Raw genomic sequence first — 19,526 nt, forward strand, 5'->3', positions numbered from 1 at the left:
GGACGAAAAGACGCAACCCCGAAGCGTACCGCTTCGGGGTTGCTCGCGTCGGACGGCGGAACATTTGTCCGCTTTCGCACTGCCTCTACCGGATGCTGCCGTCCGCGATCAAGCGATACGTCTCGCGGTCCAAATACCGCAGCACCTCCGGCATCGCCTCGGTCAATTGCCGCAAGTGCCGTTCCACGCGTCCGTCCTCGAAGTCGGCTAGCGGCGCCGGCAGTTCCTCTTCGTCCAAGATCAGAAAAGAGCCGTCGGGCCGGGCCAGCACGTCGACGATCAAATCGTGAAACGTCACGGTATCGGTGGAAATCACGGTTTGTTCGGCCAGATTGAAATACGTGCCGAGGTACACGCCCCGGGGATCGAGCCAATAGTAAGCGTTGAAAGGCTTATCCTCCCAATAGAAGGCAACGGTATACGCGCCTGCCGGAATGCACAGCTCCTCGCCGCCGGCCCTCATGCAGAACGGCTCGCGCACTTGGTGCAGCAGGACGAGCTCTTCGTCCGTATGACGCAGACGGACGCAGGGATACGACGTCAAGCTGCCGTCGTATTTGACGGCATATTCGATGAAAGTTTCTTCGTTCTCCATGTTCTCCCCCTTTCTGCCTTCTCTTTTCTATACCCGCAAGGCCGGCTGCGTCCCACAGCAGAATCTCAGCCGGCCATGTTGTTGACGGCGTCCTGCGGGGAGAATACGGAAATATGGTCTACTTTTCCCGTTTTCTTCGGAATGACGAACTTCAACTGGAATTGCTTGTTGGCCTGATACACGTAAATGGCGTCGTCCCCGTTTTTCGCCGTGGACGTCGGTTTGCCGAGCGAATGCTCGATCTCCTTGAGCGTCAGTGCCTGGAGCTGCGGATCGCTCGACCGGACGTCGAAAATTTGGCTGCCCTTGTTGAAGCCGAACGCGGCGCGGTGTTTGCCGTAGGTCGCGTAAATACCTTTGCCGGCCGTCTCGGTGGCATCCGCTTTGCCCCAGTCCCGCTCGACGTCGTCGATCAATCCGCTGTGCGCCGCGTAGTCGATCCCGGGTACCCGGCCTTCTTTGGCAAGCTTCATCAGCTCCTTCAGCTCGCGGTCGACTGCGCCGCTCGGGGACGATGCACTACCGGTTGGGGAGGCGGAAGGAACGGGCGGAGCCGGAGGCGTCGGGCTGCCGTCCGGAGTGCCGGACGGGGCGGTCGAAGGTTCGGGGGTCGCGGTTCCGACCGCGGATGCGGGCGGCGAAGCCGCGCCGTCGCCGCCGGCGGAGCAAGCGCTAAGGACGAGGACGCCGGAGACCGCGAGGGACACGGCGATCGTCTTCAAATTGAGGTTGGCCTTCATGGATGAATCTCTCCTTTGCGGTTCTGGTTGCGTGTTATGCAAATTTAGACGTCCGCAAGCGCGCAAATGTTACGGCTCATCTCCTTTCGGGAATCTGCGCTCCTTTCGAAAGACGAAGAAACCTCCGGCTCTTCGCCGGAGGTTTCAGCTTCATGCGTTGCGGTTCGATTCGAGACGTCGCCGCAGTTGGCGGGATTAGCGGATGCCCTCGGACTCGCGGATTAACGAGAAGTAATTGTCCGCCAGCACGATCTCGTATTCCGGGCCGAGCGATTCCGCGATCGCCAGAACGTCCGTCGGCGTCATGCTCCAGGCCAGCAATCCGAGCGAGACGAACAGCGGCGACTTGCCGTCCCAGCCGGCTTTGGCTTCGGACAGGATGCGCTTGCCGTCTCCGGCGGTGCTGATGCCTTGGATCGTCGAGATGGGAAGGCGGCCCGCGCCGATCTCGACGCCGTAGTGCCCTTCCCAGCTGAGGAAGAGGCCCGGAGCGTGATATTCGCGCGCATAGGCGGTTGCTATCGCGTCGCTGAGCGGAATATTGTTCCCATCCACCCGGTTCAGCACGTAAGGCACCGTCATCCCCGTCTTTTTCAGATAGCTGTAGCTCGACTTCAGGAAGTCGGCGAAGGAAGCTTCGGGCCACGCCTCCGGGTAGAAATATCCGGCGCCGGACGGTCCGGCGATCAGCTGATCGTTCGCCGTCGCCGTTTGGCGATAGTAACCGAGAATAGCGGGAGCGCCGTCATACAACAGCGGACTGGAGGTCCAGTTGATCGGGACTTTCCCCCGGTTCGGATCGTCCCACAGGTTCCGCATCCGATGCTGGTTGTATTGGAAATTGTCGCCTTCGCTGAACGTGAACGAGACGTAAATCTTGTTGTCCAGCTTTGGCTTCGGAGCGGGCTTCGCGGCCACGGGACCGGCTTTGGTCCCCGAGAACACCGTCAGGTTGCTGAACCAATCCGCAGCCAGCACGTAGACGCCGTGGTTCGAAGTGATCTCGACCGAACTGAATTCGCCTTCGACGTCGTTGCTGAACCAGCCGAGATAAGGCGTGCCCGGCTTGACGTCCGAGAGGATTTTCTCGAAGAGCGCCTTCTGCGCCGGCACGTTCGCGTCCAGCCAGAAGACCATCGCCCGGTTCGCCACCGCATAGTCCCGGAGGTAGCCGTACGGCTCCTTTTGCTCCGAGGAGGGAGGAGCGACGTTGCCTGCCGACACTTTGAACTGGTTCCACATGTTGACCGCGGCGGTCAGCTGCTTGGTGCCGGCAGGCGGCACGAACCGGTATACGAAGTAGCGCCCGTTGTCCGCGAACCGATGGCCGCCTTGACCGCTGGATAATTGAGAGCTCTGCCGGTCGTAAAGGAACGGTTCTTCTTCGGGCGTGCCGGGAATGAAATGGGCGATCGTCTCTCCGTCCGCCTGCACCGTCACCTCGTGTACAGCCGGTCCCCAGCCGTCTTGCGGGAAGGCGTCGTCAAAGCGCAAGTAGACCGCTTCCCCGCCGAGGAAGTCCGTCAAATCCAGGTCGTACGTCTTCTTGTTGGCGGCGTCGCGCTCCTGGGTTTTCTCCTCCGCGATCGTCCGAAACGACTCGGGCAGTCCCGGCGGCAGCTTGACCGACGTGTCGGGACTCAGCCCGACCAGCATGCGATGGGTCGTCTGTGACCAGAGGTGCTCGTACTGCCACGTGTAGGCGTCGAGTCGGTCCTTGAATTTCCCTTGCAGATCGTCCAGCACCTGCAAGCCGTAAGGCGCCGCCTTCAGTTGCTCCGCCATTGCGGGACTTGCCACGACCGCGTCCTTCAGTCCCGCGAGCGTCGTTGCGACATTGATGGAATCCGGTACTTTGGGATCGTAGACGATAACGCCCTTCACTTCCCCTTTGTAGGCGCGAACAAGATCCCAAGCGTCTTCATGCAGCTGGTAGGGGACGTCGAGATTTTTCAGCCACGTCGTTTTGCCTTCTTCTTCGCTTTCCAGCAAGTAGATGCGGGGCTCCGCCCGATTGACGATGCCTTGGAGCGTGGCAAGCAGCAGCTTCAAGTCGCCGGGGGCGTTCACGATGTCCGCGACGTCCAAACGCTTAACGGATTTGAAGCTTGGAAGCGCTTGCGATTGCGGCCAGACGACCGCGTCTTTCGGCGGCTTCGCCGCCTGCGCGTCCTCGGCTGCCGAAGCGCCGGAAGCGAACGTCCAAGCGCAGACCAGCGCCATGCCGATGGCCATACCTTTTCGAATCATGCGATACACTCCTCGTCACGGGATTGAGTTGCAGCGATCGTGCAAAGCTTTTCGATGGGCCTCGCGCTATTTTCCCGAACTCCCTCCTTCCGCCTTCGTATATATATTTAATATATTTATCTAGTGTTTTCAATCCTTTCGACAAAACTTCTTACGATCGGACAAGGAATGCTCCTTTGTTCCCTGCCGGGTAGGTCCAATCGAATGGACCAGGTCCAATGGTTTTGCGTTCTTACGCTTCCATTGAAACGGGACTATAATCGCACCATAGCCTTCAAGAGGGAGTACATCGAAAAGCGAAGGAGAGATCCCCCATGACCCACAACGACTCTTTGTTATTTGAACCTTACCGTCTGCCGAACGGTCTCCGCCTCGACAACCGGATCGTCATGGCGCCCATGACGCATCTGTCCTCGCGGACGGACGGCGTCGCCTCCGATGACGAACTCGCCTACTATGCCCGCCGCGCGGACGGGCCAGGCATGGTCATCACCGCCGCCACCTGGGTGCTGCCTGACGGCGGTCTTCCCGGCGGACCCGGCGCGGATACCGACGACAAAATCCCGGGCCTCGCGCGCGTCGCCGAGACGATCCGGCAGCGCGGTGCCAAGGCGATCCTCCAGCTATTCCATTCCGGCCGCCAGAGCACGCGGACCGGCGATTTGGTCGCCCCCAGCGCCGTCCCGGAATCCCGACCGGATGCCGGCGTTCCTCGCGCGCTGGACGAAGGAGAAATCGCGGCCATCGTTCGCGCCTTCGGCGCCGCGGCCCGCCGGGCCGTTGCGGCCGGCTTCGACGGCGTCGAGATTCACGGCGCGAACGGCAATCTGACGCACCAATTTTTCTCCCCGCACGCCAACCGCCGGGAAGACCGGTACGGCGGCAGCCTGGAGCGGCGCATGACCTTCGGACTTGAAGTCGTGGACGAAGTGCTGCGTGTGGTCCGGGAAACGGCGGACCGGCCTTTCGCCGTCGGCTTTCGCCTCTCGCCGGAGGAGCGCGAGTCGCCCGGCATCGTGATGGAAGATGCGCTCGCCTTTGCGGAAACGCTCGCCGGCCGCGGACTCGACTACTTGCATTTGTCGCTTACCGACTTTCGGAACCCTCCCCGCAACGGAGAGTGGGGTGGGCGTTCGCGTCTCGTGCTTTTCCAAGAACGCCTCGGCAACCGGATCCCGATCATCGGCGTAGGCGCCATCGCGACGGCTGAAGACGCGGCGCAAGCGAGGAAGACCGGCGCTCCGCTCGTGGCGCTCGGACGCGAACTGCTCCTCGAGCCGGACTGGACGCGCAAAGTCCGCGAAGGCCGGTACGCGGATATCCGAACGACGCTGACCGCTAACGACCGGGAACGTCTCGTCATTCCCGAGCCGATGTGGGGCCTCCTCCGCGGCACCCCTGGCTGGCTGCCATTCGTCGAGTCCTGAACCGCGGCGCAAAAAAACGCCCCTCCCCCGCGAATCCGGAGAGAGGGGCGTTCCCGCGTTTGGGCCGTACACGTTGATCTGCGCCTTCGCGGCCGGCCCTAAAGCTTCTTGCCCCATCCAAACAGGAGCAGAGGCAGCCGCACCCGAACCGTCCGCACTCGTTTGCGCGGCAGGCTTCCGCCGCGCATCCAAGCCATCCTAGCCGCCGCCTCGATCTCCCGCAAGCGCTCCCTCGCTTCCGTTTCCAGCATGTAATGATGATAGAACACCGTCATCTCGAATCTCCTTTCACGAGAACGTATGATCCCATCATAAACGAAAAAGTATGACAGCTGGCTGTCATACTTTTTCGAATCGCTTGCGCAACTTTTCGATTTTATCCCGAATCTCTTCCCGCAGCCACGCCGGTTCCTCGACATCGGCGTCCCCACCGAAGCTGAGCACCATGGACACCAGCCATTCCACCTCCGTCGGATTCACGATGCGGATTCTCAGCGTACCCGTCTCATCGAACATCCGCTCCTCCGCGTAGAAGCAATCCAGCGCGTCTGCCGCGGCGCCGGCGGAGATGCGGATCACCGCGCCCGTCATCTCGCGCTTCCGGCGCAGCCCCTCGCCTACGTTCATGACCGGCGGCGACTCGCGTCGGACGAACGTCTCCTCGGTCCGGCTCAGATCCGTGATCCGCGAAAGCTTGAATACGCGATAATCCCGTCGAGCCCGGCAATAGCCTTGCAAATACCAGGCGTAATACTTGAACTGAAGGTGCACCGGCTCGACGGCGCGATCCTTGATTTCGTTGTTTCCGTTGACGTAGCGGAAATGAACGACGCTCGAAGACGCAATGGCCTCTCTGAGGATATGCAAGAGCTCGTTATTCATCCGCCAGCTGCCCAAATCCAGACTCAGGCGCTGCTGCCACCCGTGGGGCAGCACGCTGCACAGCCGCTGCAGCGTCTCTTCCGAGCGTCTGTCCTTGAAGACGGTCGCCGCGCTGCGCAGAAAGGTGACGAGACTGCCCAGATCGTCCGACCCGAGCAAGCTGCGGTCCAGCTTGTATTCCTTCATGATTCCGAATCCGCCCTTCACGCCTTGATACGAGACGACGGGGATGCCTGCCGCGCCGATCGCCTCGATATCCCGGTAGATCGTGCGCGGCGACACGCCGTACTTCTCTGCCAGCTCCGCGGCGGAAACGACTTCCTGGTTCAGCAGCGCGTATGTAATGGAGAGGAGCCGCTCCAGTTTCACTTCGATCACCTCAGGGGAACATATGATCTCTTCATTATACGGTTCGGCTCCCCTTTTGACGAGCCCCCTGAAGTCCGCTTTTTTGCCGGCTGACGAGCGCCGCAGGCGGCCATTCCGCCACAACGGCGAATTCGCGTTCATAGCCCCAAACGCTTAGCCGTCCACGATCAGCACGACTTTTCCGCGCCCGTGGCCCGTTTCGACCTCCCGATGGGCGTCGGCGGCACGGCTGAGCGGGTAGCTCGAACGGATGTGCGCGAGCAGTTTGCCCTCCGCATAAAGCCTCGCCAGCTCCGCGAGACGCTGGGCGGACCGCCGGCTGCGAAGTCCGCTCGCGCCCAGCGATTGCGCCGCCTCGAAGGCGACAATCGTGACGACACGGTCCAGCTCCGGGACGAGCCTTGCGGAGACGCGGAGCCCGTCTTCGCCCGCCGCGTCGAGCGCCGCTTCGATGCCTCCCGGCGCCAGCGCGCGCAGCCGTTCCTCCAGACCCTCTCCGTATGCGACCGGAATCGCGCCCAGCGACCGCAAATAGTCGTGATTCCCCGGGCTCGCCGCTCCGATCACGGTCGCTCCGCGCAAACGGGCGAGCTGAACCGCCATCGTGCCCACGCCGCCCGCCGCCCCGTTGATGAACAGCGTATCGCCCGGTCCGATCCGCAGCGTCTCGATCGCCGTATGCGCGGTCTGCCCGGAGGCCGAGAGGCTGCCCGCGACCTCCCAGGACATGACGGGCGGCTTGGCCACAATCTGATCTGCGGGCGCGACGACATATTCGGCATAAGCCTGCTGCATGCGGAAGCCGAGCACTTCGTCTCCCGCCGCCCAGTCCGCAACGCCTTCGCCCACCTGATCGACGACGCCTGCAAACTCGTTGCCCGTCACGTGCGGCAGCGACACCGTCATTCCGGGCAGCGTCCACCCTCTCCGCACGGCGCAGTCGGCCGGCTGCACGCCCGCGGACTTCACCCGTACGCGGACCTCGCCCGGTCCCGCCTGCGGCGTCTCCACTTCGATCATTTTCAACACTTCGGGCGAACCATACGTCTCGAATCCGACTGCTTTCATGACGATCTCCCCCTTTAGCTCGCTGTGGGTTTATTGTATAATGCAGAAACGATAATGAAAAATACATCTTATTTAATGATTCTCATTCCTTCAAGGTTATGAATCGAGGTGGCAGAATGGAATTGCTGCAGCTTCAGTACTTTCGCGCCGTCGCCAGGCTCGAACATATGACCCGGGCCGCCGAGGCGCTCCGCGTAGCCCAGCCGGCGCTCAGCAAGACGATCGCCAGGCTCGAGGAAGATCTAGGCGTTCCGCTGTTCGACCGGCAAGGCCGGCAGATTCGGCTGAACGCCTTCGGCAGGGCTTTCCTCGTGCGGACGGAGACGGCGCTCTCCGCGCTCGAGGAAGGACGTCGGGAGCTGGCCGATCTGGCCGGGGACGAGCGCGGAAGCCTGCATATCGCGACGCCGACGCTGAACAGGTTGTCCCGTCCGCTCGCCCTCTATCGCGAATCCCACCCGGAAGTGCGCCTTCGCGTCACCCAGGTTGCCAACGACGAAATGGCGCGGATGATCGTGAACGGCGAAGCGGACTTCGGCTTCAGCTCCGAGCCGATTGGTCGAACCGGCATCCGCGAATGGCCGGTGCTGAGCGAAGAGATCTGCCTCGCGGTTCCGCCGGAACATCGCTGGGCGGGTCGGGATTGGGTTGACCTGCACGAGACGGCCGGCGAGTCCTTCATCGGCTATACGCTCGGCCATTCGTTCCGGCGGCGGGACGACGCGCTGTTCGAGCAAGCGGGGATAACCCCGACCTATGCCTGCGAAGTGAGCGAGCCTGCGGCCAAGACGAGCCTGATCCGCGCGGGTTTTGGCATCGGCTTCGCAGGCGCGTGCAACCGGAGCGAGCCCTCCCGCCTCGACCCGCTCGTGCTACTCCGGATTCGCCGGCCCGTCTGCCAAGGAACCTTTCAGCTCTCCTGGTCGGAAGGGCACTACTTGTCCCGGGCGGCCGACGCCTTTCGCGACTTTCTGATCGCCTACTATTCGTCGCCGAATGAAAAGACCGTCAGCCGCGAAGGCTGACGGTCTTTGGCGCGAGCGCGAGCCGGACGCGAGCCCAGGTGCGAGCCCGGAGAGGCGCCCTCTGTCGATTACGTTGGTAGGAGACGGCGCAGGACGACAAACGAAACGTAATAAAAAAACGCGTGGACCATGCCGCACAGACCGAGAAAAAGGCCCACCTCATCGGGCCAGATGCCATAAGGCGCAAATCCCGCAGCCAAATGAAGCAGCAAACGCAAGATGGCTGCCCAGGCCCGCTTCGAGCGGATCGAGTAAAATAGGAGCGCCGAAACCGGCGCCCCGTAGACAACCGTCCCGACAAAACCGTACGCGGCAACGATAAACAGATAACCCGGATCGTCGAACAGAAACGACGCAATCAGGCTTGCGCTGATCAGCACCGATAGGAAAACGGAGACCGCCCCCGCGAGAACCGTTTGGAAGATCGTCATCGTAATGCTCCTCTGTCAGTTGATGACTTTACCTTACCTTCGATCTCTCCGGGACGGCAGTTCTATTTTTCATGGGAGTCCGGCATCCGACCGTCAAAGGAGTTGCTCGGTTGCAGGCTCATCGCGCATGGCGCGTTTAATCATTCTGGTGCTTGTTCTTGCGCTTCTCCTCCTCCCGCTCTTTCTGCCGTTTCTTCTCCTCTTTCTCCCGCTTCTTCTCTTCCTTCTCCAGCTCTTTCTGGCGTTTGCGTTCTTCCTTGGAGAGCGCTTTGTCCGGTTTATCGTCCGTTTTTCCGGTGTGACCCGGTCCGCCCGGCGATGTGCCGGAATCCGGCTTGCGGAAGGCGGTCGTCGGAACATCCGCCAGCGCCAAATTCATCATCTCCCGGAACACCATCGCGGGATACTGCCCGCCCGAGGTCGTGAGATAATGCCCGGCGTCCGTCTCGTCATACCCCATCCAGACGGCGCCTGCCAGCTCCGGCGTATATCCCGCAAACCAGGCGTCTTTGGCGCCGCCGGACACGCCCCGGAAAGCCGCCGTGTCCGGCAGTTGGGTCGTTCCCGTCTTGCCCGCCGTCGGACGGTCCATCGCCGCTTTGGTCCCCGTCCCTTCCTGGACGACGTCCATAAGCAGTTGGGTCATGGTATAGGCATGTTCGGGCGACATGACGTCGATCGCTTCTTGCTCGGCTTCGGCCAGCGTCCGACCGTCCGCATCGGTAATCTTCACGATCAAATGTGCGGGTCGAAGCGTTCCGAGATTCGGAAATACGCTGTACGCCTGAGCCATTTGCAGCGGCGATACGCCCCGGGAGAGTCCGCCAAGGGCGAGCCCCAGATTGTCGTCCCCTTCGTGCAAGGGAACGCCGAGGCGCTGCACGAACGACTTGCCGGTTCCCAGACCGATCTCGTTCAGCAGCCACACGGCCGGAATGTTCCACGAACGGACGACCGCTTCGCGGAGCGACACCTGTCCGCGCGTCGCGTGGTCCCAATCCTGCGGCCGGTAGCCGCCGATGTCGAGCGGCCCGTCGTAGAGCGTCGACGAAGGCGTATATCCCTTTTCCAGCGCTGGCGCGTACACCATGAGCGGCTTGAAGATCGAGCCGGGCTGCCGCTCCAGCTGCGTTGCGTGATTGAAGCCTCGATACACATGCTCGCCGCGCTGCCCGACGAGCCCTCGCACGCCGCCCGTCGCCGGATCGACCAAGACGGCGCCGCTTTGCACAATTCGGCCGCCTTGGCTCTGCGGGAACAGCGCGTCGTTCGCGTACGTCTTCTCGATCGCCTGCTGGACGACCGGATCGAGCTCCGTGTAGATTTTCAGGTCGCCCGCCAGCAGCTGCCGTTCGGTAAAACCGTACTTCTGGATCGCTTCGTCGATGACCGCGTCAACGTAAGAAGCGTAACGACCGAGCAGACCGTCGCCCTCGGGCTTCTGCGCCAGAACCCGGATCGGCTCCGCCGCCGCCGAGGAATACTGCTGTGCCGTGATGTAATCATCGTCCTTCATGAGCTTCAAGACGAGATTGCGACGCTCGAGCGCCAGCTCTTTGTCCCGGTACGGCGAGTATCGGCTCGGGGCTTTGGGGAGCGCCGCGAGGAGCGCGCATTCGGCGAGCGTGAGATCGATCGGCTCTTTGCCGAAATAGCGCTGGGCCGCCCGTCGGATGCCCCACTGTCCTTCCCCGAAGTAGATTTGGTTCAAGTACATTTCCAAAATCTGATCTTTGTCGTAGGACGCTTCGATCTTGAGCGCATAGCTGGCTTCCGTCAGCTTGCGGGACAACGTCTTCTCTCCCGAGAGAAAAACGTTCTTCGCGAGCTGCTGCGTGATCGTGCTTCCCCCTTCGGCGCTGCCGCCTTCTTTGGCGTTGCGGAAAGCGGCTCTGAAGATGCCGAGCGCGTCTACGCCGGTATGCTTGTAAAAGCGCTTGTCCTCGACGGCGACGATCGCCTGTCGCATCGCGGCGGGCACCTGCTCCAGCGGGACCGGATCCGTCTTGACCGAGGTGATCCGCGAAGCCGTCTCGCTATGGATATCCATCATGAGCGTCGGCGACTTGACCGGTGTCGCCAGCTTGCCGATATCGAGCGAGCGAATCCAGACGTACGCCGCGACGATCCCGACGACGATCACGACAAACAGCCCGAGCGCCGTCCATCCGGCCCATCTGAGAATGCGCCGGCGCCTCTTTGGTGCCCGGGTCCGTTCTCTGCCGGCGGTTTGCGGGATCGATTCCCGATTCGATACGTTCATACTTTCTCCTCCTGCTGCATCTCTCGTTGAATCATCTATTGTAATATAAACGGGATTCGAATGCATGCAACAGCGCGACCGGTTCGCCCCGAAACAGGCAAAAGGACCCGCGGATCGCGGGCGATCCGGGCGGGTCCTCTTTCGTAATCGGCCGTTAGGCCGGCGCGCTTCAGCCGAACCTGGCGAGACGCTTTATAGCGTTAACGATCTCATCGGCCTGCCAGCCGACGACGGCGTCGGCGTTTTGCCGGACGATCATCGACGTCATGGAAGGCTCGAAGCGTTCGATGGCGATGAGCGGCTTGTTCACTTCTTCTTTGCAGGCGATGATCTCTTTGTTGATCCAATTGCTGTACGCGGGATAGACACCCGCGAGGAGAAGAACCGCGTGGCAATGCTTCATCCTTCGCCGGATCGCCTCGTAGAGCTCGCGCTCGCGCCCCGTCGCAGACAGAGATTCGTCTGCAGAGGGCGGCGTTCCCGCGAACCGGAACCCTTCCCGGCCGCCGAGGAGCGTCCGCAGCTCCCGGTACGCTTCCTCATGACTCCACGTTCGGCTGAAATACAGCTGATACAGCGGGGATCGATCCCTGTTCAAGCTCACGATGGACGACGCTCCTAGGTGTGGACTTTGGCTTGTCGGCGGCGTCCCAGCTTCAGTTTGTCCTGCAGCCTGCCCAGCAGCAGATCCGCCAGAATGGCGAGCAGCGCGGCCGGGATCGCACCCGCGTAGATTTTCAAATTGTTGCGCATGTTCAGCCCGGCGTAGATTTCCCGGCCGAGCCCTTCCCCGCCGATAAGCGGAGCGAGCGTCGCCACGCCGATGGCGATGACGGCGGCGAGCCGCAAGCCCGCCATGAGGAACGGCAGCGACAGCGGGAGCTGTACCCTGAGCAGCAGCTGCCACATGTTCATGCCGACGCCGATGCCGGCCTCGTTCACGCCTTGGTCGACCTGCTTCAGGCCGACGTACGTATTGCGGATGATCGGCAGCAGCGAATAGAGGAACAGGCTGAACACGATCGTCTTGAAGCCCAGCCCGAGCACGATCATGACCAGCGCCAGCAGGGCCAGGCTGGGCAGCACCTGGATGACGTTGGCGGCCGTCAGAATCCAGGGCGCGAGCTTCTCTTTGCGCGCGCAGAGGACGCCCAGCGGGACGCCGACGACAAGCGCCAGACCGAGACCGCTAAACACCATGACGAGGTGCCCCCAGGTCAAGCTGAGCAAGTAGCCGGCATGATCCTGCATGTAGCGCAGCCAATCCATGACGCCTTGCGATTCGTTTGTCATCGTACTCACATCCCCGGATTTATTTCAGCAGGCCGTTCTGCTTCAAATATTCGACCGCCACTTCGCGCGGCTCGCGCTTGTTGACGTCGACCTCGTAGTTCAAGGTCGTCATCGTTCCCGCGTCGATCTTGCCGACCAGGAGCGAAACGGCGTCTCCGATCTCCGGCATCTTCTCCAGCGTATCGTTGCGGATGACCGCCGACGCGTCGTACGGCGGGAAGAACTGCTTGTCGTCTTCCAGCGTCTGCAGGTTGTACTGCTTGATGCCGGGGTCCGTCGTGTAGGCGAGGACGACGTCCACCTTCTTGTCGGCGACGGCTTGATAGACGAGGGAGATCTCCATCGGGAACGTGTCGCCGAACTTGAAGCCGTAAAACTTGGAAAAGGCGCGATAGCCGTCGTTGTCCCGTTCGAGCCAGGACGTGTCTACGCCCAGCTTCAGATCCTTCGCGTGCGCCGCCAGATCCGACACCGTCTTCAGGTTGTATTGGTCGGCCAGCTCCTTGCGGACGGTAAAGGCGTACGTATTCTCAAACCCGAACGGGTCGAACCAGTGGAAGCCGAAGTTTTTGTCAAAGCCTTCCTGCGCCTGGCGGAGCACCTCCGCGCGGTCCTTCGTATCCTCGATTTTGAAGTGGCCGTTGAAAATTTCGCCGGTATACAGCGTCGCCATCTGAATCTCGTTGCTTTTCATCGACTTGATGACGATCGGGCTCGCGGCCAAATCCGGCAGGATCTTGACGGAAATGTCCGTCCGGTCCTCGATCAGCGCCTTGTACATCTCCGCGAGAATCTTCGGTTCGGTATACGTCTGCGTTCCGATCGTCAGCGACGTCGAGGAACCGCCTCCGCTTCCCCCTTTTCCTCCGCAGGCAGACAGAGCGAGCGACAACGACAGAACGGCAGTAAGAGCGACAAATTTACGATTACGCATAAATTCCTCCTTGGACAAGCTTGAATGTCGAAGATGAGATAAGATCATTTCGTTGATTTAAACGTAGGACGTTTCTCGGGTGACGGTTCTCGCTTTGCGCGTAAACCGTTTTTCCAAAGCGCCGAGCAGTCTGTCGGCTACCAAGGCGAGGACGATCGCCGCCAGCGCGCCCGTGACGATCAGCTCCTCCTTGTTCACGCCCATTCCCGAGACGATGAGCTGTCCGAGACCGCCCGCTCCGATCAGCGAGGCGAGCGTCGTCCAGCTGATGATATACACGGTGGTCATGCGGATGCCCGACATGATATACGGAAACGCGAGCGGGAACTGGATGGCCAGCAGCCGCTGAACGGTACCGTATCCCATGCCTTTCGCCGATTCGACAAGCGCGGGATCGACCGAGCTGAATCCGGCGTACGTGTTGCGCAGAATGGGCAGGATCGCGTAGAGGAAAAGCGCGAAGATCGCGGGTTTCACGCCGATGCCGAGGAGCGGGATGAGGATCGCCAGCAGGGCGAGGCTCGGCACCGTTTGAAAGATATTGGCGATCGTGAACACGAGCGTGTGCAGCCATCGGATGCGGTTGCTCGCGAGCAGCATCCCGAGCGGGATGGCGACCAACGAGCCCAGGGCGATCGCCGTCGCGGAGATCGTCAAATGCTCCAGCGCCGCCGTGCCGATGTCCGCGTAGCGGTCCCGCCAGAAGTCGGCGTAGTTGGCCAACCAATCAGACCGCAACATGATTCGATTCTCCCGTTCGATCCGACGCGTACATTCCCGCCATATGGCTGACGACGGTCCCCCTCGTGATAAGGCCGACGAATTGCCCGTCTTCCCGCACGACCGCCAGGTTCGACAGCTGATGCTCGCTCATGAGCTGCAGCGCCACCGATAGCGATGTTCCCGTCTGCACGACGTGTTCCACGGGCTTCATCACGTCGGCGACCGTCTTGCTCTCTTCGCCGAACTGATCAAGCACGCGGTAAATGGACACGGTCCCCTGTAGCCGGTTGTTCTTGTCGACGATCAGCAGCGAGTCGACGCGCCGCTTTTCCATCATCTTCACGGCCTCGGCCAGGCCGCGCGTCGGCGACGCCGTCGCGGGATGCTCGACCATCACCTCGTCGACGGTCGGCAGCTCCTCCGCCGTCTGTTCGCCGGCCATCCGTTTTTTGCCGATGAAGCTTTTGACGAAGTCGTTGGCGGGATGGCGCAGGATCTGCTCGGGCTTGCCGGTCTGGACGATCGCCCCGTCGCGCATGAGCACGATCGTATCGCCCAGCTTGATCGCTTCGTCCATGTCGTGCGTGACGAACACGATCGTCTTGCGCAGCTCCTGCTGCAGCCGGATCAGCTCGTTCTGCAGCTGCTCCCGGCTGATCGGGTCGAGCGCGCTGAACGGTTCGTCCATCAGGATGATGTCCGGGTCGGCCGCGAGCGCACGGATGACTCCGATCCGCTGCTGCTGGCCGCCGCTCAGCTCTGCCGGGTACCGGTTGCGGTAGATGGCGGGGTCGAGCCCGACGAGCGCGAGCAGCTCATCCACTCTCCGGTCGGTTGCCTGCCGGTCCCATTTGAGCAGCCGGGGAACGACCGCGACGTTCCGCGCGATCGTCATGTGCGGAAAGAGGCCGATATTCTGGATGACGTAGCCGATCTTTCGGCGCAGCCGCACCGGATCGGACTTGGCGATGTCCTCGCCGTCGATCCGGATTTGCCCGGCCGTAGGGGAGATGAGCCGGTTGATCAGCTTCATGGTCGTCGTCTTTCCGCAACCGCTCGGGCCGATCAAGACCGTGATCTCCCCCGCTTGAATCTCCAGATTGATGTTCTTCAGCACTTCGCGACCGTCGTCGTACGTCTTCTTCACCTCTGTGAATTGAATCAAGAGAACCACCCCTTCTTGGTACGTTTTTCCCTGCGCTCGGAACTTGCGACCCCCAAGTTATTAGTTACTATAACAAAGGGAGAGCGAACTGACAACCTTTATGTTAACGATGAGTTGTATGTATGAATATGGTATTTAACGCAATAAAAGAACAAAAAGAGGCCGCTTTCGCAAGCAGCCTCGTGAGAATTTTTTTAGATTAAAGGTGGTTCTACAGGCGGTGCCGGACGCTGGATAAACGCCTCCGTGCGGGCTTGAACCTGGCCGTCTCCGACGACGACGAGCACATCGTTCTCCAGCAGGATGACATGCGGCCCCGGCGAGATGGACACCTGCGTTCCCCGCCGCAATGCGACGATCGTGGCACCCGTATTTTGCCAAAACTGAAGGTTCGCGATCGTCATGCCGACGACGTGCGAACGCTCGGTCACTTTGACCTCGACCGGATGGTACGGCTTCAGATTTTGCAGCCGGTCCGACGCGTCGATGATGTTGGAGAGGAGCGCTTCGAACTTTCGGTCGATCTCCTTTTTTTGGACAAGCAGCAGTTGAAGATCCTGCTTGAGCGAGTAGGCGGACTTCAAATAATTATGTTTCGTAATGTAGTCGTACGCGTTCTGATCCGAGATAATGATAATCTCTTTGCCCTGGGACACGGAGACGATGTTCTCGTCCTTCAGCAATCCGATCGCCTTGCGGATCGTCTCGGGGGAGACGCGGTACTGGCCGGCTAGCAGCGACCGGCCTGATATTTTGCTTCTTACGGGAAATTCGCCGCTGACGATGCGCTGGGCGATGTCGAGCGCGATGGATTTGTAGCCGGCATTCTCCATCTCTGGCATGTGGTTTGACGACCCCTCATTCACGGGTGGTAGGATGATTGGAAAACAAGTCCCAATGTTCCTCAGCATACTCGATTTCCATCGCGAAGTAAACGGGGCCGGGACGGGCGTATTTTGCGCGTTTTGTTGACCGTTTTCGAGCGTTGGCCCGCGCTTCTCGCACCCCCTCTCCCTTTCGTTCAGAGGATCAGTGGCGGCCGGCGCGTATCGCCGTCGGGCAAGCGAGCATGCAGCTTCGCTCAGAGCGTCTGTCCCGCGTAGTGCGGGACGCGGAGATCGACCTGACGATGGGGCTGCTGAGCCGATCTTCGGACATCCCGCCCCTCCCTTCCGCCGCCAAGCTGTACGCGCACTTGAAGCAATCGCTCGGGACCCCGGAGGTCGGAGCAGCGGCAGCGCGGATTCGCCCGCCCGCAGCTTCGTCCATTTGATCCCTGTCGGATATGTGCGAATCGGATGGTGCGAGTGGCTAACGGATGCAGATGACGTTATTTTGCACCAAAGACCCGTTTGATGACACTGCGGGGAGTTATGCGGAAAAACCGAATAACTCGCAGAAATGTGGCGTGGGACGGGCGAGTTGTGCGGAAAAACCGAATAACTCGCAGAAATGAAGCGCGGGACGGGGGAGTTGTTCGGAAAAACCGAATAACTCAAGCCCAAAGTACCGAAGACTCAGTGAGTTATGCGGAAAAACCGAATAACTCGCAGAAATGAGGCGTGGGACGGGGGGAGTTGTGCGGAAAAACCGAATTACTCAAGCCCAAAGTACCGACACTGCGCCGTTTGGCGTAACCGGATCCACACGCTCTTATTTAGGACCATATTGGAGTTATCCGGGCATCTGGAATGAATGCGTCTCCTCGATCCGTTACAAGCCAAGTGGAATGTCGAATAAAAAAAGGATGGCCGCTCTGCGAGCAAGCCATCCTGCAACCCATCCTGCAAGCCATCCTTTTTCCTCGTTCCGCTTGGAGCCCTTAGGCTGCCAGCCGCATGACCGGCTGCGTTCCGCCGCGAGTCGCCGTCGGCGTACCGCGACGTTTCGCGGTCGGCTTCTCCCGGCTTTGCATCCGCTGCCGGACGATGCCGATCGCGACTGCGGGCGCCACGACATCCTGCTGCGCCAGCGAGACGAGCGCCGCCACGTCGCCGGAGCGGAACGCCGCCGCCATCGCGCGCAAGAGAGCTTTCAGCCCTTCGTCCGCGGGCAGCGGAAGCTCATCCTCGGCGAGCTCTTCCCGCATTGATTCCAGCGCGCGCCGCGCGCGATGGAGGGCGGCTTTGACCGCCCCCTCCGTCATGTTCAGCAGATCCGCCGTCTCCAGAATCGTATAGTCGAACACTTCCCGCAGCAGCAACACCGTCCGCTGCAGCGGCGACAGCCGCGCCGTCATCGCATGGAGCGCGTGTTCGAGCGCCAGCCCGTTTTCGTCGAGATGAGCGATCTCTCCGCGCCCTTCGCCGTCCAGAATGCGGGCGAGCGTCGCTTTTCGGCGGGCATGATCGATCCATGTATGTCGGGCGATTCGGAGCAAGAGCGCCTCCGGCCGGGGGTGGTGCCGCAGCTGGCGCGTCCCGAGCGCCTTCAGCCAAGTTTCCTGGGCGAGATCCTCGCCATCCCAGGAGGAGCCCGTCAGCGACAAGCAGTATCGCCGGACGACGGCTTGCAGCGCTTCCAGATCGTCCGGGCCCGGGGCGGCTTTCGACAATTCAATCGGCAAGTGATCGGCTGCCAACGATTTGCTCATGTCCGCATTCTCCTTTCAAGGTTATGTCTATAGCGGTCCTTATGAGGGAAACGAACGAACGGCCCGAAAAGATACGGGTTTCCTACAACTTCTTATTCACGTATCTTACGCCGAGCTTCGTTCGTTTACAAGGGGAAAGCCACCACACCCCGATGGGAGGAAACGAACATGAGCGGATACGTCCCTTACGTCGTCGAACAAACGCGCCTCGGCGAGCGCTCTTACGACATCTATTCCCGATTGCTCAAGGATCGCATCGTCTTTTTGGGCTCGGCGATCGATACGCAGGTCGCCAACAGCATCATCGCCCAGCTGCTGTTTTTGGCGGCGGAAGACCCCGAGAAGGAAATCTCGATGTACATCAACAGCCCGGGCGGGGAAACGAGCGCCGGTTTCGCGATTTACGACACGATGCATTTCGTAAAACCGCCGGTCTCCACCATCTGCACCGGCATGGCCGCCTCGTTCGCCGCGATCCTGCTGCTGGCGGGCGAGCCGGGCAAGCGATTCGCCCTGCCGAACAGCGAAATCATGATCCACCAGCCGCACGGCGGCGCCCAAGGCCAGGCGAGCGACATCGCGATCAGCGCCAAGCGCATCCTCGACATCCGGTCGCGGCTCAACCGCATTACCGCCGAACGCACGGGCCAGCCTCTCGAGCGCGTGGAGCGGGACATGGACCGCGACTACTTCATGTCCGGGTTAGAAGCCGTCGAATACGGCATCGTCGACAAGGTCATCACGTCTCTCTGACCGCAGCCGTCCCCCTCATTGCAAACGGCGGACCCGCGCGCTTCTACAGCGCAGCGGTTCCGCCGTTTGTCTTTCGGAACCGCGGCATGCCGACCGGTCACGCGCGGTCGTGGCGCAGCTGCCGGTATGCGCCCGGCGGCATGCCGGCCAGCCTGCGGAACAGCCGAATGAAGTAATTGACGTTCGGCTGTCCGACCTGTTCGCCGATGAGCTGCAGCGGCAGATCCGAATGCCGGAGCAGCGTCTTGGCCCGGTCGATCTGGAGGCGGTGAAGGTACTGCACCGGACTGAGACCCGTATGGAGCTTCAAGCAGCGCGCCAGGTAATCGAACTGAAAAAGCAGCGACTGCTCCATCGCTTCCGCGCGGAACGGTTCTTCCATATGCGCATGGAGGTAAGCGACCACCCGCTCGCTGATCTCGAAGGTGCGCGTTTGGGCCGCCCCGCGGACGACTTCCTGCAGCTTCGCGTACATCTCCCCGGCGACGACTTGGAGCTGGAGCGCATTTCCGAGCGTCAGCGAGCGATGAAGCCGGATCATCTCGTCCATCACCGGCACGAGCCGGTGCGGCTCGACGATCGCCCGCTTCGGCAAATACATGTACTGCTCTCCCGGCGTAAGATCGGCGTCGCTGCTCCGCTCGAGCAGCCCGGACCAGGAGATCTGTCCGTCTTCCACGAGTCGGGGCGGATGCGGATGGATGAAGTGGCACCAATAAATTTCCGACGCGCGCTCGACCGGCCGGTGTCCGAAGTGGACGAGCCCCGGCTGCAGCAGGAGCAGCTCGTGCTCGCCGAGCTCGTAGACGGTATCCCCTTCGGTCATGTTGAACTCCCCGCTGCGAACGTAAATGAGGTCGTAGACGTCGAAGCAGCGCAGGAAGTGCTGCGTCCCCGGGGTCCAACTGCCGCTTCCGACCGTGATCAGCTGGGGTAGCGGTGGGATAGCCAGCTCCAGACTTTGCATAGGCAGTTCCTCCCGCGGTCGATTTCGTACGATGTCCCCTCAATAGTT

20 protein-coding genes are annotated in these 19,526 nt (G+C 61.2%); 4 read left to right on the forward strand and 16 right to left on the reverse strand.

Annotated elements, in window-relative coordinates:
- Nucleotides 1–85 precede the first annotated feature (85 nt).
- The 3 genes from LKX83_RS00825 to LKX83_RS00835 form a co-directional block, all read right to left on the reverse strand.
- Nucleotides 86–595, reverse strand: a complete 510-nt coding sequence (locus tag LKX83_RS00825) for a ribonuclease FAU-1 family protein (protein WP_227879940.1) — start codon at nucleotides 593–595, stop codon at nucleotides 86–88.
- A 65-nt stretch (nucleotides 596–660) separates the two neighbouring features.
- Complete coding sequence (locus LKX83_RS00830; RefSeq protein WP_227879941.1) at nucleotides 661–1,335, reverse strand: YjgB family protein; 675 nt, start codon at nucleotides 1,333–1,335, stop codon at nucleotides 661–663.
- Nucleotides 1,336–1,530: 195 nt separating this feature from the next.
- Nucleotides 1,531–3,585, reverse strand: coding sequence for a GxGYxYP domain-containing protein (locus LKX83_RS00835; RefSeq protein WP_227879945.1), 2,055 nt, complete (start codon nucleotides 3,583–3,585; stop codon nucleotides 1,531–1,533).
- A gap of 314 nt (nucleotides 3,586–3,899) precedes the next feature.
- Between LKX83_RS00835 and LKX83_RS00840 the strand changes: the two genes are divergently transcribed.
- Nucleotides 3,900–5,012, forward strand: coding sequence for an oxidoreductase (locus LKX83_RS00840; protein WP_227879947.1), 1,113 nt, complete (start codon nucleotides 3,900–3,902; stop codon nucleotides 5,010–5,012).
- 98 nt (nucleotides 5,013–5,110) lie between these two features.
- On the opposite strand, the gene LKX83_RS00845 is transcribed toward LKX83_RS00840, so the two are convergent.
- The 3 genes from LKX83_RS00845 to LKX83_RS00855 form a co-directional block, all read right to left on the reverse strand.
- Nucleotides 5,111–5,287: a hypothetical protein gene (locus LKX83_RS00845; RefSeq protein WP_227879949.1), complete on the reverse strand. Its 177-nt coding sequence runs from the start codon at nucleotides 5,285–5,287 to the stop codon at nucleotides 5,111–5,113.
- Nucleotides 5,288–5,351: 64 nt separating this feature from the next.
- Entirely contained in the window at nucleotides 5,352–6,263 is a 912-nt protein-coding gene (locus LKX83_RS00850) for a helix-turn-helix transcriptional regulator (RefSeq protein ID WP_227879951.1), read from the reverse strand.
- Nucleotides 6,264–6,416: 153 nt separating this feature from the next.
- Nucleotides 6,417–7,331: an NADP-dependent oxidoreductase gene (locus LKX83_RS00855; RefSeq protein WP_227879952.1), complete on the reverse strand. Its 915-nt coding sequence runs from the start codon at nucleotides 7,329–7,331 to the stop codon at nucleotides 6,417–6,419.
- 116 nt (nucleotides 7,332–7,447) lie between these two features.
- Here LKX83_RS00855 and LKX83_RS00860 point away from each other — a divergent pair, with 116 nt between their 5' ends.
- Nucleotides 7,448–8,356 carry a LysR family transcriptional regulator gene (locus LKX83_RS00860; RefSeq protein ID WP_227879956.1) on the forward strand — a complete coding sequence of 303 codons (909 nt, stop codon included), beginning with the start codon at nucleotides 7,448–7,450 and terminating at the stop codon, nucleotides 8,354–8,356.
- Nucleotides 8,357–8,424: 68 nt separating this feature from the next.
- Here the strand turns inward: LKX83_RS00860 and LKX83_RS00865 are convergent, their stop codons facing one another.
- From LKX83_RS00865 to LKX83_RS00900, 8 genes are all read right to left on the reverse strand, one after another.
- A complete protein-coding gene (locus LKX83_RS00865; protein WP_227879958.1) occupies nucleotides 8,425–8,787 on the reverse strand; it encodes a hypothetical protein in 363 nt (120 codons plus the stop codon).
- Between the two features lie 136 nt (nucleotides 8,788–8,923).
- The gene (locus tag LKX83_RS00870; protein ID WP_227879960.1) at nucleotides 8,924–11,050 is read right to left on the reverse strand and encodes a transglycosylase domain-containing protein; all 2,127 of its coding nucleotides are present in this window, start codon (nucleotides 11,048–11,050) and stop codon (nucleotides 8,924–8,926) included.
- Nucleotides 11,051–11,219: 169 nt separating this feature from the next.
- Nucleotides 11,220–11,654: a TIR domain-containing protein gene (locus LKX83_RS00875; RefSeq protein WP_227879964.1), complete on the reverse strand. Its 435-nt coding sequence runs from the start codon at nucleotides 11,652–11,654 to the stop codon at nucleotides 11,220–11,222.
- Between the two features lie 14 nt (nucleotides 11,655–11,668).
- Nucleotides 11,669–12,343 (reverse strand): ABC transporter permease, encoded by a 675-nt coding sequence (locus LKX83_RS00880; RefSeq protein ID WP_370638994.1) that lies wholly within the window; start codon nucleotides 12,341–12,343, stop codon nucleotides 11,669–11,671.
- Between the two features lie 19 nt (nucleotides 12,344–12,362).
- Nucleotides 12,363–13,277: a glycine betaine ABC transporter substrate-binding protein gene (locus LKX83_RS00885; protein ID WP_227879965.1), complete on the reverse strand. Its 915-nt coding sequence runs from the start codon at nucleotides 13,275–13,277 to the stop codon at nucleotides 12,363–12,365.
- A 57-nt stretch (nucleotides 13,278–13,334) separates the two neighbouring features.
- Nucleotides 13,335–14,018 (reverse strand): ABC transporter permease, encoded by a 684-nt coding sequence (locus tag LKX83_RS00890; protein WP_227879967.1) that lies wholly within the window; start codon nucleotides 14,016–14,018, stop codon nucleotides 13,335–13,337.
- Entirely contained in the window at nucleotides 14,005–15,165 is a 1,161-nt protein-coding gene (locus LKX83_RS00895) for an ABC transporter ATP-binding protein (RefSeq protein WP_227879971.1), read from the reverse strand. The genes LKX83_RS00890 and LKX83_RS00895 overlap by 14 nt, the downstream gene beginning before the upstream one ends.
- Before the next feature lie 194 nt (nucleotides 15,166–15,359).
- Nucleotides 15,360–16,007: a TrkA C-terminal domain-containing protein gene (locus LKX83_RS00900; protein WP_227879972.1), complete on the reverse strand. Its 648-nt coding sequence runs from the start codon at nucleotides 16,005–16,007 to the stop codon at nucleotides 15,360–15,362.
- A gap of 227 nt (nucleotides 16,008–16,234) precedes the next feature.
- Between LKX83_RS00900 and LKX83_RS00905 the strand changes: the two genes are divergently transcribed.
- On the forward strand, nucleotides 16,235–16,438 hold the full coding sequence (locus tag LKX83_RS00905; protein WP_227879973.1) for a hypothetical protein: 204 nt from the start codon (nucleotides 16,235–16,237) through the stop codon (nucleotides 16,436–16,438).
- Nucleotides 16,439–16,987: 549 nt separating this feature from the next.
- On the opposite strand, the gene LKX83_RS00910 is transcribed toward LKX83_RS00905, so the two are convergent.
- The gene (locus LKX83_RS00910; protein WP_227879975.1) at nucleotides 16,988–17,758 is read right to left on the reverse strand and encodes an RNA polymerase sigma factor; all 771 of its coding nucleotides are present in this window, start codon (nucleotides 17,756–17,758) and stop codon (nucleotides 16,988–16,990) included.
- Between the two features lie 168 nt (nucleotides 17,759–17,926).
- Here LKX83_RS00910 and LKX83_RS00915 point away from each other — a divergent pair, with 168 nt between their 5' ends.
- Nucleotides 17,927–18,511 carry an ATP-dependent Clp protease proteolytic subunit gene (locus LKX83_RS00915; protein ID WP_227879976.1) on the forward strand — a complete coding sequence of 195 codons (585 nt, stop codon included), beginning with the start codon at nucleotides 17,927–17,929 and terminating at the stop codon, nucleotides 18,509–18,511.
- A 97-nt stretch (nucleotides 18,512–18,608) separates the two neighbouring features.
- Here the strand turns inward: LKX83_RS00915 and LKX83_RS00920 are convergent, their stop codons facing one another.
- Entirely contained in the window at nucleotides 18,609–19,478 is an 870-nt protein-coding gene (locus LKX83_RS00920) for a helix-turn-helix transcriptional regulator (RefSeq protein WP_227879978.1), read from the reverse strand.
- Between the last annotated feature and the right edge of the window lie 48 nt (nucleotides 19,479–19,526).

It is taken from the genome of Cohnella baijiui, from assembly GCF_020731285.1.
Lineage (GTDB): Bacteria > Bacillota > Bacilli > Paenibacillales > Paenibacillaceae > Cohnella.

Bases quoted from the DNA above. Each gene is read 5' to 3' on its own strand.
- LKX83_RS00825 (WP_227879940.1), bottom strand. From the start codon at position 595: ATGGAGAACGAAGAAACTTTCATCGAATATGCCGTCAAATACGACGGC.
- LKX83_RS00830 (WP_227879941.1), bottom strand. From the start codon at position 1,335: ATGAAGGCCAACCTCAATTTGAAGACGATCGCCGTGTCCCTCGCGGTC.
- LKX83_RS00835 (WP_227879945.1), bottom strand. From the start codon at position 3,585: ATGATTCGAAAAGGTATGGCCATCGGCATGGCGCTGGTCTGCGCTTGG.
- LKX83_RS00840 (WP_227879947.1), top strand. From the start codon at position 3,900: ATGACCCACAACGACTCTTTGTTATTTGAACCTTACCGTCTGCCGAAC.
- LKX83_RS00845 (WP_227879949.1), bottom strand. From the start codon at position 5,287: ATGACGGTGTTCTATCATCATTACATGCTGGAAACGGAAGCGAGGGAG.
- LKX83_RS00855 (WP_227879952.1), bottom strand. From the start codon at position 7,331: ATGAAAGCAGTCGGATTCGAGACGTATGGTTCGCCCGAAGTGTTGAAA.
- LKX83_RS00860 (WP_227879956.1), top strand. From the start codon at position 7,448: ATGGAATTGCTGCAGCTTCAGTACTTTCGCGCCGTCGCCAGGCTCGAA.
- LKX83_RS00865 (WP_227879958.1), bottom strand. From the start codon at position 8,787: ATGACGATCTTCCAAACGGTTCTCGCGGGGGCGGTCTCCGTTTTCCTA.
- LKX83_RS00870 (WP_227879960.1), bottom strand. From the start codon at position 11,050: ATGAACGTATCGAATCGGGAATCGATCCCGCAAACCGCCGGCAGAGAA.
- LKX83_RS00880 (WP_370638994.1), bottom strand. From the start codon at position 12,343: ATGACAAACGAATCGCAAGGCGTCATGGATTGGCTGCGCTACATGCAG.
- LKX83_RS00885 (WP_227879965.1), bottom strand. From the start codon at position 13,277: ATGCGTAATCGTAAATTTGTCGCTCTTACTGCCGTTCTGTCGTTGTCG.
- LKX83_RS00890 (WP_227879967.1), bottom strand. From the start codon at position 14,018: ATGTTGCGGTCTGATTGGTTGGCCAACTACGCCGACTTCTGGCGGGAC.
- LKX83_RS00900 (WP_227879972.1), bottom strand. From the start codon at position 16,007: ATGCCAGAGATGGAGAATGCCGGCTACAAATCCATCGCGCTCGACATC.
- LKX83_RS00905 (WP_227879973.1), top strand. From the start codon at position 16,235: ATGCAGCTTCGCTCAGAGCGTCTGTCCCGCGTAGTGCGGGACGCGGAG.
- LKX83_RS00910 (WP_227879975.1), bottom strand. From the start codon at position 17,758: ATGAGCAAATCGTTGGCAGCCGATCACTTGCCGATTGAATTGTCGAAA.
- LKX83_RS00915 (WP_227879976.1), top strand. From the start codon at position 17,927: ATGAGCGGATACGTCCCTTACGTCGTCGAACAAACGCGCCTCGGCGAG.
- LKX83_RS00920 (WP_227879978.1), bottom strand. From the start codon at position 19,478: ATGCAAAGTCTGGAGCTGGCTATCCCACCGCTACCCCAGCTGATCACG.